This is a genomic window from Halalkaliarchaeum sp. AArc-CO (assembly GCF_024972735.1).
Lineage (GTDB): Archaea > Halobacteriota > Halobacteria > Halobacteriales > Haloferacaceae > Halalkaliarchaeum.
In genome coordinates this window covers 2,326,254-2,341,430 of the sequence record NZ_CP087723.1, presented here as the reverse complement: position 1 = coordinate 2,341,430, position 15,177 = coordinate 2,326,254, and the positions used below count along the sequence as shown (strand labels likewise).

Genomic DNA, 15,177 nt, shown 5'->3' with positions numbered 1-15,177 from the left:
CGCGGGCGTGCGACCGGCCGCCGTAGGAGTGCGACATACTCGTTCAAACCAGGCGTTCGTACACGTCACGCAGCGTGTCGAGGGACCGTTCGACGCAGATCTCATCCCGTCGGTCGAGGCACCGCCGGGACAGCGTCGCGTTCTCCGAGAGAGTCCGTTCGATCGCGTCCCCGAACTCTTCGGTGTCGCCCTCGGGGTACCGATAGCCGGTAACTCCTTCCTCGATCGTCTCGGTGAGCGCGCCGGCGTCGACGCCGACGACTGGCGTGCCGCAGGCGTTCGCCTCCAGCGCGACGAGCCCCTGGGTCTCGACGGGACTCGGGAACAGGAACGCCGACAGCGCGGAGTAGAACGTCGGTAGCTCTCCCCGATCGAGGAATCCAAGGAACCTGGCGTCGATGTCGTGGTGCCGGACGGCCCGTTCGAACTCCTCGCGGGCGGGCCCGTCGCCGGCGACCACGAGCGTGACGTCGAGGTCGGCGATCGCCGGCGGGATCTCCGTGAGTCGCTTCTCGTAGCCGTGCCGGCCGGTGTAGCCCACGAGCGGTCCGGAGTCCAGGTCGTGTCGTCGTCGGAACGCCCTGACATCGACGTCGTCGGCCGGCGCGAACCGGTCGGTGTCGACGCCGTTCGGGACGACGAACAGCTCCTCGATGCCCGTCCGCTCGCGCACCTCGGCCGCGGTGGGTTCACTCGGGACCACGACGGCGTCTGCCGCCCCGAGCACCCACCGTTCGTACGCCGCTGCGGTACGCCTGATCCAGGATTCGACCCGGGAGTCCCCGGAGAGATACGGGGCGTACTCCGGGGTCGGCGTGTGGTACGAGACAACCAGCGGAACCGACGCGCCGCCGGCGAGCCGGCGCGCGGCAAGCCCGAGCGCGAACGGGGTGTGTGCGTGCACCAGATCCGGCGTGGCGACGTCGGCGGGGATCGACGGCACGCCGACCCGGAACCCCTCATAAAAGGGGAACGGGAGGCTTTCGACGGGATACTCACCCACGTCGGGATCCCGATCCGGCGCGTCGGGGTACACCACGTCCATCCGGCCGCCACGCGCGCGCCAGTGGCGCGCCCACGTCCGAACCGTGTACGTTACCCCGTTGACCGTGGGGAGATACGTGTCCGTGAACGCGGCGACACGGTACATGGGTTCGGATCCGGCTTCACGAGCGGCAGGTTAATCGCTTGTGTTTCGCTCCAGCAGCCCCCGATAACTCCCGGTCAGTCGCTTCCCGAGCCGGTCGAGTCCGTGTTCGCGTGCGGTTTCGCGGGCGTTGGCGCCGAGCCGTTCCCGAAGCTCCGGATCGCCGGCGAGGCGCTCGATCGCCTCGCGCATTTCCGTTCGATCGGCACACAGCAAACAGTCGTGGCCGTGTTCGTAGTACTCTTCGAACACCGGCAGGTCCCGCATCACGACCGGCTTGCCACACGCCATCGCCTCGAGGGCGGCGATCCCCTGGTTCTCCTCGTGTGTCGGGAACAGGTAGACGTCGCCGGCGCCGAACGCGCCGCGTTTGTCGTCGATCCAGCCGGTGAACGTGACGTTCGACGGATGCGACCGGAGCCACCGCCGGACGGTCGAGGACGCCGTAAGGCCGGTATCGTACGGGCCGAACCAGGCGAACTCGTAGCCGTCCCCGTCGCCCGGTGCGACCGCGGGCGTCGGCTGGTCCCGAAGTTCCCCGGCGAGCCGACAGAAGTCGCCGATCCCCTTCCGGGCGAAGACGTTGCCGACCGTGAACACGACCGTTCCCGAGAGATCGAACCGGCGGCGGTACTCTCCTCGGAGCCGGTCGTGGCCTTCGAGCGACGCGAGATCTACACCGTTCGTTATCGGCTCGACGGGTGCGTCGATCGGATACTCCTCGAGCCGGCGTTTCGTGTACTCGCTCGGACACAACACCAGATCGGCCACAGAGTACGCCCGACGGAGATACCGCCGCAACGCGGGCGCGACAGCGGTCGATCCACGGAACGAGCCGGCGAAGTCCTCGCTCGTCACGTGGGCGTGAAACACCACCGGAACGCCACGCCGGCGGGCCAGCCGGGCGAGCGCGAGCGAAGCGGGACCCGGGAGGTGACAGTGGACGACGTCGACGTTCCGGATCGGGTTTCGTCCCCGCAGCGCGGCGGTCCCGGCCCCGCGGATGGAGCCGCCGGTCCAGAGGCTGGCGACCGGTTCCACGCCCGTAACGTGCTCTGAAAGGGCCCGACGCTGGTGGGACGCCGCCGTGCCGATGCCCGATCGGTCGAGCCGGTCGCCGAGTTCGAGGTGGACGAGCGGGCGCACGGCCGGCAGTACCCCCGACGCCCATTTTTCACTGTCGACTTCGAATCGCCAACAACTGTTAATAGCGTCCACCGGCTGTGTACGCCCGACCCATGTCAGACGACGACACGGTTCTGGAAGCGAGACTTCCCGACAGTGAGACGTTCGACCCTCCGGAGGCGTTCCTCGAGGGGGCGAACGTCACCGATCCCGGGATCTACGAGGAGTTCGAGGAGAACTGGCCGGAGTGCTGGGAGGCGGCCGCCGAACTGGTCGACTGGGAGCGGAAGTACGATCAGGTGCTCGACGCGAGCGATCCGCCGTTTTACGAGTGGTTCACGGGAGGTGGGCTGAACGCGTCGGCGAACTGTCTCGACCGACATCTCGACGAACGGGGGGAGGAACCCGCCATCGAGTGGATCGGCGAACCGACCGACGAGGAAAACCGGACCTACACGTACGAACAGCTCCACCGGGAGGTAAACGAGTTCGCCGCAGCGCTCCGGGAACTCGGCGTAGAGGAAGACGACGTCGTCACCGTCTACATGCCGATGGTTCCGGAGCTGCCGATCGCGATGTTGGCATGTGCCCGGATCGGTGCTCCCCACAGTGTCGTCTTCGCCGGCTTCTCCGCGGAGGCACTCGCGACCCGGATGAACGCTGCCGACTCCTCGTATCTGATCACCTGCGACGGCTACTACCGGCGGGGGGATCCACTCGATCACCTCGAGAAGGCAAACGAGGGGCTCGCCGGCGTCGATCACGACGCCGAGGCGACTGTCGTCGTCGACCGGCTCGGCGCAAACGGCGACGGGTTCGGACACGACCTCCATGACAACCAGCACGATTACGCGACCCTGATTGCCGACCACGAAGGCGACACGATCGACCCGGTTTCCCGCGACGCGGAGGACATGCTGTTTTTGATGTACACCTCCGGCACGACCGGGAAGCCGAAGGGGGTGAAACACACGACCGGCGGCTACCTCTCGTGGGCCACCTGGACATCGCAGGCGGTGCTGGACGTGAAATCCGAGGACACCTACTTCTGTGCGGCCGACATCGGCTGGATCACCGGCCACTCGTACATCGTCTACGGCCCACTTTCGCTCGGTACGACCACGATGATGTACGAAGGAACGTCGGATTACCCCGACTACGACCGGCTGTGGGAGATCATCGAAGAGTACGAGGCCACGCAGCTGTACACCGCTCCGACCGCCATTCGGGCGTTCATGAAGTGGGGCGAGGAGTATCCCGACCGGCACGACCTCTCGTCGCTTCGCCTGCTGGGAACCGTCGGCGAGCCGATCAACCCCCGGGCCTGGAAGTGGTACTACACCAATATCGGCAACGAGGAGTGTCCGGTCGTCGATACCTGGTGGCAAACCGAAACCGGCGGGATGATGGTGACGACGCTGCCGGGGATCTGTGAGATGAAACCCGGATCCGCGGGACCCCCGCTTCCCGGTGTCGACGCCCGCGTGGTCGACGCTGCCGGCGAGGAGGTCGAGGACGGCCGGGCAGGCTACCTGACGATTCAAAAACCCTGGCCAGGAATGTTGCGGACGCTGTATCGCAACGACGAGCGATTCATCCGGGAGTACTGGGCGGAGTACTCCGATCTCGACTCCGAGGACATGGACGACTGGGTGTATTCGCCCGAGGACGGCGCGAAGATCGACGCGGACGGCTACATCACGGTTCTGGGCCGCGTCGACGACGTGCTCAACGTCTCGGGGCACCGGCTCGGAACGATGGAACTGGAGTCGGCGATCGTCGGCGTCGAGGGCGTCGCGGAGGCGGCCGTCGTGGGCGGCGAGCACGAACTCAAAGGCGAGGCAGTGTACGCGTACGTCATCACCGAGGACGGCTACGAGGGCGACGAGACGCTCCGGCAGCGGATCGTCGACGGAGTCGAGTCGGCGATCGGGCCGATCGCCCGCCCCGAACGGGTAATCTTCACGCCCGACCTCCCGAAGACGCGATCCGGAAAGATCATGCGTCGCCTGCTCGAAAACATCGCCAACGGCGAGGAACTCGGCAACACCAGCACGCTCCAGAACCCCGGCATCGTCGAAGAGATCCAGGAGAAGGTCCGGGACGCCTGAGTCGTCGCCCCCGAGCGATCCGTAGACTATGTACGAGGCCATTCTCGTTCCCACCGACGGAAGCAAAGTCGCAGAGCACGCTGTCGACCACGCGCTGGACCTGGCGGAGACGTACGGCGCGACGATCCACACGCTGTACGTCGTCGACACCGACGCCATGGAGATGTCGCTGTCGCCCGAACAGGTCGACCGAATCGACGACGGCGAGTTCGGACAGCTGGACGAAATCGAGGAGTTCGCCGAACGGGCGACCCGGGTCGTCGCACAACGGGCGAACGAGCGAGGGATCGACGTGATCGAACGCGTCGTGAGCGGCAAGCCACACCAGTCGATCGCCGACTACGCCGACGAACACGGGATCGAAATGATCGTGATGGGGTCACACGGTCGATCGGGGATCCGCCGAGCGCTGCTCGGTAGCGTCACCGAGCGGGTACTGCGCACGACGTCGATCCCCGTGCTCGTCGTTGACGCCGGCGACGAGGACTGAACGACGACGTCTGCTCGGTGCGAATTAGCCGTCGTTGACGGCTGTTCCGACGTCCCCGGACGACCGCCGATCCTGCGTTTCGGTTCCGGGACTCGAACTCCCGTTCTTTCTGGTAGCCTGATCGCTCGGCTTCTCCTCGAACAGCGTTCGTGCGACCTCGCGGTACGCCCGCGCCGCCGCCGATTCTGGGGCGACGGTTACCACCGGCCGGCCGCTGTCCTGTGCGTCGGGGACTGCAGGATCCTCGGGAACGTGGCCCAAAAGCGGAAGTTCCAGATAGGAGGCGATCTGTTCTGGCGGGGGGGAGCGCCCGGTTCCTGACTTGCTAAACAGTACGCCGGCGACCTGGCCGCCGAGTCGTTCGGCGAGTTCGGCGGTCTTGTTCGCGTCACGAACGCTCGCAACCCGGGGCGAGGAGACGATGACGGTCCGATCTGCCAGCCCCAGCGGGAGCAGCGACTCGTGGCTCACGCCCGCACCAGTGTCGAAGATGATGACGTCGTATCGGTCTTCGACGGCCTCGAGAACCGCCGGAATCTCCGTGACGTCTGCGTCGACGAAGCCCTCGACGGTCGTTCCGCTCGGGAGCACCTCGAAGCCGCCGGGAACGGAGTAAATCGCCTCCTTGGGCGCGGCGTCGCCTGCCAGTACCTCGTGGAGTGTTTCCTCCGGCGAGAATCGCAGAAAGTCGACGACGTTCGCCATCGCGAGATCCGTCTCTACGACGAGGACGTCCAGTCCCGCATCTGCCAGCGCAGCGCTGAGGTTGATGCTCGTCGTCGTCTTTCCGACGCCCCCCTTCGCGCCGGCGACTGCGAGCGTTCGCGCGGGCATGACAGTCAATTGCTATCCTATCAGTTTAACTGTGTTGGGCGAGTTATCAATTCTGACTATCAGGTTTTAATCGGTGGTTTCGTTGGCGGGACGCTGCCGCAGTCCGTGACTGTTGGTGGTACTGTGAATGGTGTTCAAAGGTATGCCGCGTCCCATCGGGCCGGCTTGCGCCGGTTTCCACACTCGACACACTCGTACCGGTCCATGGTGTCGATCGCGACGTCGAACGAATCGCAGTTCCCGCACATCCATCCGTAAAGGTCGGTTCGCTCCCGGTCTGCGTACGCCGGATAGAACGCGCCCTGGGAGGCGCGAACCGCCTCGTCGAAGGCGACGTACCGGAGGGTGCCGTCCGGACCCGACCGAGCCTCGGTGAGCACTTGCTCGCCGTCGCCGGTGACGAACTTCACGTAGAGTCGCTCCCGGAACGTCTCCCCGCCGATGTCGACGTCTCGATCGCCCGCCTCCGAGTAGCCTTCCCGCTCGTAAAACGCGGTTCCGGTCTCGTTTGCCAGCAGGACGCGGCCCTCGATCCGGGTGGCCCCCCGGTCGCGGAGTTCGGCTTCGACCCGTTCCAGCAGGCGAGATCCGATCCCCCTCCCCCGGTATTCCGGAGAGACGTGAATCCAGTCGATTTCTCCGACTGTTTCCCGGCGGCTGGCGAGATAGCTCTGTGCGAACGCAACGACGTCGCCGTCCGCGGTCGCGACGAAGAACGGTCGCGCGTCGTCCGGGAGTTCCCCTCGGAGCGTCTCCGTCGAGTACCACGACTCGATCCCGCGTTCGATCCGGTCCGCCCCGAGCGCCTCCTCGTAGGACGCTTCGAAGGACTCGCGGGCGACCCGGCGGATTCCCTCGATGTCATCTATCGTCGCTTCACGGACGTTCATATCCACCTATTCAGTCGGCGATCACAAAACCGTTTCCGGCGATTCGTTCCGGATCCGTTCGAAACCGTATTTCTCCGGCGCTCACACGTGGTTTTCGAGGAACTCCACGATCGCGGAGTACGCCTCGATCCGGTTTTCCAGTTTGGAGAAGCCGTGCCCCTCGTCCTCGAAGAGTAGCTTCCGGACGGGAACGCCCGCCTCCCTGGCCTTCTCTGCCACCTGTTCGGCTTCGCCGACCGGGACGCGGGGGTCGTTCTCGCCGTGCAGGACGAACAGCGGAGCCTCGATTCGATCGACGTTGTTGATCGGCGAGATCTCTTCGAGGAACTCCCGGTCTTCCTCGAGGCTCCCGTACTCGGCCTCCCGGAGCTCCCGCCGCCAGTCCCCGGTGTTCTCGAGGAACGTCACGAAGTTCGCGATCCCGACGATGTCGATGCCGGCGGCCCACAGCTCCGGATACTCCGAGAGCGACGACAGCACCATGAACCCGCCGTAGGAGCCGCCCAGGGCGACGATCCGCTCCCCGTCGACTTCGGGGTGGTCGTGGAGCCACTCGACGGCCGCCTCGATGTCGGCGACCGAGTCCATCCGCTTTTCGACGTCGTCCAGCGAGCTGTATTCGGTCCCGTAGCCCGAGGAGCCGCGAACGTTCGGCTCCATTACGGCGTACCCCTCCGCGAGGAAGAACTGCGTCACTGCGCTGAAGGAGGGACGCCGCTGTGATTCGGGACCGCCGTGGATGTCGACGATAACCGGGTAGCCGCCCTCGGGCGCCGGGGAGGCGGGCGTCGAGAAAAACGCCGGAATCTTCCGGCCGTCGAACGTTGGATACCGGAGAAGTTCGCGCTCGATGAACGTCTCCGGTGGGATCCCCGCCGTCGACGCCCGGGTCCACCGCGTCGCCTCGCCGGTCGTCGTCTCTACGACGTAGACGTTGGGGTTGTGGGTGCTACCGGTCACGGTGATCGCGTACCGATCACCGTCTGGAGCGAAGGCGACGCCGCCGGCCACCCCGTCGGGGAGATCGGGGGTGGGCAGCTCGTCAATTCGGTCGGGTGCGACGAGTTCCCCGGCCGTGACGTCGGTGTACCCGTCGACGTTTCGGGTGTAGACGACGCGGCGAGAGGGCTCGTGGACCGCAACGCCGTCGACGTTCCACTCGCCGCCTTCCTCGACGACGTCGAACGTCTGTGAGGCGATATCGAGCCGTTCCAGTTGCAGGCTGTCGGAGTTCCGGTCGGTGACGAGGTAGATCCCCTCGCCGTCGGGCCCCCACTCGGGACTGAGATGGCGGACGTCGCCCTCGTGAGGCGTCAGATGCGAAAACGAGCCGTCGTCGAGACCGAGCACGTAGAGATCCTGATCGAAGCTCGAGTGGGATTCGACGACCAAAAGGCGGCTGTCGTCCGGGCTCCATCCCGCGACGGTGAGCCAGCCGTCACCCTCCTGTACCAGTGTAGCCTCCTCCCCGACCTCCTCGCGTCCCTGCACGTACACGTCGAAGACAGCGTCCGCCCTGCGGTTCGACGCGAACGCGAACCGCTCGCCGTCGTTCGACCAGCCGCCCCAGCGGTGTTTCGCGGACGGCCGTCGAGTAAGCTCGGTGATCTCCCCGGCCGCCGGTTCGAGCCGGTACAGCTGCGCCCGCTCGTTTCCTCCCTCGTCCATCCCGAAGATCAGCTCGGGTCGCTCGGGGGAAACGGAGGCGAACGTCACCCGCTCGTCGAAGAACGTGTGCTGTTCGGGCCACCCTTCCGGCTCCTCGAGGGACCACACCTGGAACGTCCCGGTGGCGTCGAGCCGAAACGAGAGTCGGTCGCCGTCGGGACCGAAATCCGCCCCGGCCGCGCTTCGCACGTTGAGATATCGGCTAACGTCCGGCATGCCCGGACTCTCGTGACCGGGCGGCAAACCTCTTCGGGTGCCGGAACCGGTTGGCGTTTCTTCGTGCCGCGAGGCCGAGCCGACGGCGTCGGCCGTGTCCCGTCGCCGAAAGGCTATAGTCGACGGGCTTCGCGGGAGATGACATGGTCGCTGGTTCGGCGGTTGCGCTTCCGGCGCAGGTTGCAGCCGCCGTCGACACGGTCGCCGTCTCTGCCCCGCCGCGATCGGCGCTTGTCGTGTTCGGCATCATCTTCCTCGCACTGGTGCTTTTCGTCTCCGAACTGATTCCAAACGACGTCACCGCCATCGGCGTCATCGTCTCGCTGGTCGTACTGGAGCCGTACACCGGCGTGGACGCGATCGCCGGGATCCAGGGGTTCGCGAACCCGGCGACGGTGACGATCATCGCGATGTACATCCTCAGTGAGGGGGTCAACCGAACCGGGATCGTCGAACGCCTCGGCGCGGCGATCACCCGCATCACACGGGGCGAGGAACGACGACTCGCGGCCGCGACGGTCGGCACCACTGGCCTTTCGGCCGGCTTCGTCAACAACACGCCGATCGTCGCGGTGTTCATCCCGATGGTGGTCGGGCTGGCCGAGCGGTCCGGAATCTCCCCGTCGAAGCTGCTGTTGCCGCTGTCGTACGCCGCCATGCTCGGAGGGACGCTCACGCTGATCGGCACCTCGACGAACATCCTCGCCGGCGGGCTCTCGCGGGAACTGCTGGACCGGCCGATCGGGATGTTCGAGTTCACCTCCCTCGGGTTCGTCGTGTTGTTCGTCGGCGCGGCGTATCTCCTGACCGTCGGTCGGCGGCTTACCCCCGAACGGATCCCGGCGAAAGCCGACGCGGTCGATCGGTTCGACGTCCAGCCGTACCTTTCGCGCCTCGTCGTTCGCGACGATTCCCCGCTGGTTGGCGTTCCGATCCGGAAGGCGTTCGCCGCCGAGTTCGACGCGATCGAAGCCGGCAGTCCCGTCGATGACAACGGCGTCGCGCTGTTACTCGTGGAGCGCGCCGACGAGACGATCCACGGAGCGAGATCGGATCGGCCGATCGAGCCCGGCGACGAACTCGTCGTCCGCGCCCCCCGGGCGCGGCTCCGGGAACTCGCATCGGAGTACGGGCTCCGGCGAGCTCGACGCGCGACAGTCACCGACGACACGCTGCGGTCTGCAGCTGTCGAGAGCCGGCTCGTCGAGGCGCTTGTCTCCCCTGAGTCGTCCGCGATCGGGGACAGCCTCGGCGAACTCTCCCTCCGGGATCGGTTCGACGCCACCGTTCTCGCGGTCCGCCGGGACGAGAACCTGCACCACGAGAGACTCTCGGAGTTCGTTCTGGAACCGGGGGACACGCTGCTGCTCCAGACCACCGACGACGGGGGGCGACTCCTCGCAGCCGACGACGAGTTCCTGCTCACGGGCGGCTTCGCAGCCGAACTCCAGGCGCTCGACGAGGCGAAACCAGAGCCGCTCTCCGCGACCGCGCCGATCGCGCTACCGACGATGGCCGGTGTCATAGTCGTCGCCGGGCTCGGGCTCGTTCCGATCGTGATCGCGGCGCTGGGTGGCGCGTTCGTCATGCTCGCGACCGGCTGTTTGACGACGAGTGACGCCTACGAGGCGGTGAACTGGAACGTAATTTTCCTTCTGGCCGGCGTGATCCCGCTGGGGCTTGCCATGCAGGCGACGGGCGGCACGCTCTGGCTCGCCGGACTGCTGGAGGCGCTTTCGGGCGCGATCTCGCTCGTCGGGCTCCTGTTGATCTTTTATGTACTCACGGGGCTGTTGTCGAACGTGATCACGCCCGTCGCGAGCGTGATCCTCATGATTCCAGTGGCCGTCGACACCGCGATCGCCGCCGGCGGTGATCCCTTTTCGTTTCTCCTCGCGGTGATGTTCGCCAGCAGCGCCGCGTTCATGACGCCGGTCGGCTACCAGACCAACCTCATGGTGTACGGTCCCGGCGGCTACCGGTTCGTCGACTACCTCCGGGTCGGTGGCCCCCTGCAGTTCCTGATCGCGGTCGTGGTCACCGTCGGGATCTGGGCCATCTGGGGCGTCGCGGCGTGACGGACCGCGAGCCTTTTTAAATGCCCGCGTTCACCATCCGATGAAATGCGCGTCGCGTTCGTGTCGATGGAGACGACCCACCACGGCGAAACCCCGGCGAGGCGCCGGACGCGGCGCACGGCCCGCCTGCTCGCCGATCGTGGTCACGACGTCACGGTGCTGTCGGCGAAGTGGTGGGAGGGCGGCTTCCGCGAGTTCGACGACGAGGGGATCACCTACCGAGGGATCGTCGATCGACCGTCGCGGCGGGCCTTCGCCTCGAAGCTGCCGTTTGCGCTCCAGCGTCTCGACCCGGAGGTGGTGCAGGCCGTCGTGACGCCGCCGCTCGGAGCGGCCGCCGCGGCCGTCGCCTGTCGGGTGAAGCGTCGGCCGCTGTTGCTCGACTGGTGGGACGTCGATCCGGGCGCTGGAGGGCCCTACAAACGTGCGATTCGGGGGGCGAATCGGGTACTCACCCCGTCACGAACGGTCAAAACGCAGGTGAGGCAACGGGGGGCGAACGGCTCCGACGTTCGGGTCGTTCCCGAAAGTGTCGACTACTCGCTCGTCCGATCGGCGGGCGTCGACGACCGGTTCGACGTCGTGTACTCCCGTCCGCTGGACGCGGACGCCAACGTGGAGACGCTGCTTTTGGCGCTTGCGGAGCTTCGTCGACGCGACTGGCGGGTCGCGGTCGTCGGCGACGGTCCTGCTCGCGTCGACGCCGAGGAGGCCGCCGCCGACTTGCGGATCGACGATCGGGTCGAGTTCCTCGGCTCCCTTCCGATCGAAAAGCGGGTAGAGATATTCAAAGGGACCCACGTCTTCGCTCAGACCGCCCGCTACGAGCCGTTCGCCCACGACCTGTTGTGGGCGCTGGCGTGTGGCTGCGTCGGCCTCGTCGAGTACCAGGCCGACTCGAGTGCACACGAACTCGTCGAGGGGCGCGAGCGATCGACGCTCGTGACCAGTCCCCAGGAGCTGGCCGACGAGATCGTCGCGGCGGGCCGCCTGGAGCGACGGTCCGTCGACGACCGGTTCGAGGAGTACGACCGGCGGGCCGTGTTAGAGCAGTATCTCGACTGCTACCGGGACGAGATCGAGGCGTACGGGCTGTTTTGAGGGTTCGCAATCACTCGCAGTCCTCGATGAACTCCTCGGCGTACGGATGGTCCGGCGACAGCTCGAGCACCCGGCCCATGTGGTCTTCGACCCCCTCACAGTCGCTTCGCCAGTACGCCTCCAGGCCGTCGCGGAACGCCTCGTCCAGTTCGCCAGGCTCGGCTGCGACTCCGAGTTCGCCCAAAAAGCCCGTCGCGATTTCGATCGGGAGCCCGAACTGGATCTCCTGGAGCTCCACGTCTTCGGGACCGAACGTTGCGACGCCGACGACTTCCCCCTCGCCGTTGTATATCGGACCCCCGCTGTTGCCGCGGTTGATCCCGGCGTCGGTCTGGATCGTGTTGACCCCCGAGTTGAGTCGTCGACGCGCGCTGACGACGCCCGACGTGAGGGTCGGCTCCAGCGTCGTTGTTCGCTCCTCGAACAGTTCCTGGATGCCGATGTCGGGATAGCCGATGACGAACAGTTTGTCGCCGGTTCCCAGGTCTCCCGAACTGCCCAGCGGCACCGTCTGGAGCGGTTCTTCGTCCACCTTGATGATTGCGACGTCCCGCCCCCAGGACGGTTCCCCTTCGACTGTCTCCAATACGGTCCCGGACGTCCGGACCTCCGCTGGCCAGCTTTGCACCTCGAACTCCTGGTCGGGCGGCGTTCGGCCGTGGAGAACGCCGATGTCCGCCGACACGTTTCTCGTTTCGGAGTTGTCGGCGTAGTACGACATGAACATCTCGAACAGCTCGTTTTCGACCTCCAGTCGCTCGCTGTCCGACAGCTCGAAATCGTCCGTGAGTTCCTCCTGGATTGCCTGTCGCTGGCGCACTGCCAGCCGGCCGAACAGCTGTTCTTCGGGATCCCGATGCGTCCCGACCACGTGAGCGTTGGTGACGATGTGACCGTCCGAGCTGACGACGAATCCCGAGCCCGCGCTGCCGGTTTCCAGCTCCTCGCCCTCCTCCGTGGGGTCGTCCTCCTCGTAAAGTATCAAGTCGTCGAATATCTGGACGACGTCGCGAGTGTCTTCCCAGGGTTCGACCAGTTCGAAGCGGTCGGTCACGTTTCCGTCGACGAAAAACAGCAGTTCAGTCGGCGATTCGTCGGTCCGGAGCTCGTACCCGAACGTGTCGCTCGTGTCGTCCGGCCAGACGAACGTGATCTCCTCGCCAACGGTGTAGTAGCCCCCTTCCACAGTTCCGTCGGGGAACTCGAAGACGTAACTCCCGTCGGCTGCCATCCCCAGATACGCTTCCTCTCCCTCCCAGACCCCGAGGATCGCGGGATCGACGAGGTTGTCGACTTCGTAGGAGGGCCACACGATCTCGCCGCTCACCGTGCGACGGATGTGAACGATCCCAGCCCGATCTCGGAGGACGACCTGGCGTTCGATGCTCGGTCGATCGGGCGTGGGCGTCGGCGTGGGTGTTGGCGTCTCCGTCGGGGTCGCAGTGGGTTCGGGCGTCTCGGGCGGCTCCTCCTCGCCGGCACAGCCCGCTACCCCTACTCCGACTGCGATCGAGGCTGCCTGCAGAACGCTTCGACGTGTGAGCCGGGAATCGGTGTCTGTCATCTTCTATATATGACCCACCGAGAGTTTTCTGTAAGTAACTTTGGGCGAAATTCCGGCCGTTGATAACGGGCGCGTGACGACGCGATCGACCCCCGCAAACGAACGGCGCCCCGGTGCTTACTGCTCTTCGTAGTCGCCGCCGTATTTCAGGAAGAAGAATGCGAGCCCCAGCGTCGCGACCATCGCCATGAAGGTGGCAACCGCCAGTGCGCGTGCGGTGTCGGGCACCTGGGGAACCGTCGCTCCGTTCCCGTTGCCGGCGCCGACCGTCGGCACGTCGTCGCCCACGGCGACGGCGCCCCACATCCCGACGGCTCTGTGTGGTTCACAGACGTACCCGGTGCGACCGCCCTCCTCGAAGGTGTGTGTGAAGGTGTGTCCCTCATCAGCGACAGCGTCGCCGCTGTCGAACTGGTGGGCGTTGTCGAACTCGTCGTTTTCCTGATTCGTCACGACGTTGTGATCTCCACCCCTGCCAGTCCACTCCCAGGTGACAGTCGTCCCCTCGTCGATCCAGATGCCGGCCGGGGAGAACTCGAGCCCGCTGTCGCCCGTTCCGACCATCACAGTGACTTCCTCTTCTCCACGGAGGTCCTCGAACCCGCCGCCGATCCCGTCGAGATACCCTTCGAAGTCGGGTTGCTCCTGTGCGCTCGCGGTGCCGGCCCCCGCTGCGGTCGCGCCGGCAGCCGCCGTTGCACCGGCGGCCGTCCTGACGAACGCGCGTCGGGAGACGTCGTTTCCGGTCATGGACTCCCGTTAGGGATCCCCCGTAGTGAATACTGCGGTTCCGGAGGTGGAGCTACATGGGGTTCCCCGACCGTCACAGCGTGTAATCGTGATCGCCGGTTTCGGTCTCGAGGAACGCCACCAGCAGGTCGATCGCGGCGTCGACGTCGTCGGCGTGGGCGCTTTCGGTGACCGTATGGAGGTATCTCGTCGGTGTCGAGATCGCTCCCACCGGCTTCGCGCCGTGGGTGTTCTGGAACCCGGCGGTGTCTGTCCCCCCGGCGGGGAGCACTTCGAGCTGGTGATCGATTTCCCGGCGCTCGGCGACGTCCCGCAGCCGGCGGTTCACTTTCGGGTTCGTGATGACACTGGAGTCCTTCAGCTTGACGGCCGCCCCGTCGCCGACTTCGGTCACCTGCTTGGACTCGTCGCCGATCTGTGGGACGTCGTTCGCGACGGTGACGTCCAGCGCGATCGCCAGATCGGGATCGACGTCGACTCCCAGCGCCTGGGCCCCTCGGAGGCCGACCTCCTCCTGGACGGTCGCCGCGAAGTGGACCGTGACGTCGGGATCCTCGATTCGGTTGGCGGCCTCGAGCAGCTGGAACACGCAGACTCGATCGTCGAGCGCCTTCCCGGTGATCAGGTTCCCCATCTCGACGGTCGTCTGGTCCAGCGTCACCAGGTCGCCGACGGCCACCTGCTCGCTCGCCGCGTCGCCGTCGAGACCGACGTCGATGTAGACGTCTTCGACCTCGTCTTTCTTCTCGCGCTGTTCCTCGGTGAGCGTGTGTGGCGGCACCGAACCGATCACGCCGGTCAGGTCCCCGCCGTCGGTGTGGACCGTCACCCGCTGGGCGCGCAACACGCGAGGGTCGAACCCGCCCAGCGCGTCTACCTGGAGGAACCCCTCGTCGGTCACGTGTTTCACCATGAACCCGATTTCGTCCATGTGTGCTGCGACGGCGACGCTGTACCCCTCGTCCTCGCCGGTTCCTTCGATTGTCCCGACGACGTTCCCCATCGCGTCCGTCCGTACCCGGTCGACCGAGTCGTCGAATTCCCGTCGAACGATCTCCCGGATCCGGTCCTCGTATCCCGGGACGCCGCGTGCTTCGGTGAGCTCTCGGAGGAGTTCGAAGTCGTGCTCCATACCCCCATCTCACGAGCAGGACGCAAAAACACCGAGATACCGGCACGTGCGTCCGGTTGCGGACGCTCTCG

The 15,177-nt window shown here is 66.1% G+C and carries 12 protein-coding genes; 4 read left to right on the top strand and 8 right to left on the bottom strand.

The window, feature by feature from the left end; genetic code table 11:
• Positions 1-43: 43 nt before the first annotated feature.
• Together AArcCO_RS12300 and AArcCO_RS12295 are read right to left on the bottom strand one after the other, a co-directional pair.
• Positions 44-1,150 carry a glycosyltransferase gene (locus AArcCO_RS12300; protein ID WP_259533805.1) on the bottom strand — a complete coding sequence of 369 codons (1,107 nt, stop codon included), beginning with the start codon at positions 1,148-1,150 and terminating at the stop codon, positions 44-46.
• A 30-nt stretch (positions 1,151-1,180) separates the two neighbouring features.
• A complete protein-coding gene (locus AArcCO_RS12295) occupies positions 1,181-2,293 on the bottom strand; it encodes a glycosyltransferase family 4 protein (protein WP_259533804.1) in 1,113 nt (370 codons plus the stop codon).
• Between the two features lie 92 nt (positions 2,294-2,385).
• On the opposite strand from AArcCO_RS12295, the gene acs reads away from it, so the two are divergent.
• Together acs and AArcCO_RS12285 are read left to right on the top strand one after the other, a co-directional pair.
• Entirely contained in the window at positions 2,386-4,383 is a 1,998-nt protein-coding gene (acs, locus tag AArcCO_RS12290; RefSeq protein ID WP_259533803.1) for an acetate--CoA ligase, read from the top strand.
• Positions 4,384-4,411: 28 nt separating this feature from the next.
• Positions 4,412-4,873, top strand: a complete 462-nt coding sequence (locus AArcCO_RS12285) for a universal stress protein (RefSeq protein ID WP_259533802.1) — start codon at positions 4,412-4,414, stop codon at positions 4,871-4,873.
• A gap of 24 nt (positions 4,874-4,897) precedes the next feature.
• Here AArcCO_RS12285 and AArcCO_RS12280 read toward each other — a convergent pair whose 3' ends face one another.
• The 3 genes from AArcCO_RS12280 to AArcCO_RS12270 form a co-directional block, all read right to left on the bottom strand.
• Positions 4,898-5,707, bottom strand: a complete 810-nt coding sequence (locus AArcCO_RS12280) for a MinD/ParA family ATP-binding protein (protein WP_259533801.1) — start codon at positions 5,705-5,707, stop codon at positions 4,898-4,900.
• Between the two features lie 134 nt (positions 5,708-5,841).
• Complete coding sequence (locus AArcCO_RS12275; protein ID WP_259533800.1) at positions 5,842-6,597, bottom strand: GNAT family N-acetyltransferase; 756 nt, start codon at positions 6,595-6,597, stop codon at positions 5,842-5,844.
• 81 nt (positions 6,598-6,678) lie between these two features.
• A complete protein-coding gene (locus AArcCO_RS12270) occupies positions 6,679-8,481 on the bottom strand; it encodes a S9 family peptidase (protein ID WP_259533799.1) in 1,803 nt (600 codons plus the stop codon).
• Positions 8,482-8,624: 143 nt separating this feature from the next.
• On the opposite strand from AArcCO_RS12270, the gene AArcCO_RS12265 reads away from it, so the two are divergent.
• Together AArcCO_RS12265 and AArcCO_RS12260 are read left to right on the top strand one after the other, a co-directional pair.
• Positions 8,625-10,559 carry an SLC13 family permease gene (locus AArcCO_RS12265; RefSeq protein ID WP_259533798.1) on the top strand — a complete coding sequence of 645 codons (1,935 nt, stop codon included), beginning with the start codon at positions 8,625-8,627 and terminating at the stop codon, positions 10,557-10,559.
• A 45-nt stretch (positions 10,560-10,604) separates the two neighbouring features.
• A complete protein-coding gene (locus AArcCO_RS12260) occupies positions 10,605-11,660 on the top strand; it encodes a glycosyltransferase (protein ID WP_259533797.1) in 1,056 nt (351 codons plus the stop codon).
• A gap of 10 nt (positions 11,661-11,670) precedes the next feature.
• Here AArcCO_RS12260 and AArcCO_RS12255 read toward each other — a convergent pair whose 3' ends face one another.
• The 3 genes from AArcCO_RS12255 to AArcCO_RS12245 form a co-directional block, all read right to left on the bottom strand.
• Positions 11,671-13,224: a S1C family serine protease gene (locus tag AArcCO_RS12255; protein WP_259533796.1), complete on the bottom strand. Its 1,554-nt coding sequence runs from the start codon at positions 13,222-13,224 to the stop codon at positions 11,671-11,673.
• A 117-nt stretch (positions 13,225-13,341) separates the two neighbouring features.
• Positions 13,342-13,974 (bottom strand): halocyanin domain-containing protein, encoded by a 633-nt coding sequence (locus tag AArcCO_RS12250; RefSeq protein ID WP_259533795.1) that lies wholly within the window; start codon positions 13,972-13,974, stop codon positions 13,342-13,344.
• A gap of 73 nt (positions 13,975-14,047) precedes the next feature.
• Positions 14,048-15,106 (bottom strand): M42 family metallopeptidase, encoded by a 1,059-nt coding sequence (locus AArcCO_RS12245; RefSeq protein WP_259533794.1) that lies wholly within the window; start codon positions 15,104-15,106, stop codon positions 14,048-14,050.
• Positions 15,107-15,177: the final 71 nt, after the last annotated feature.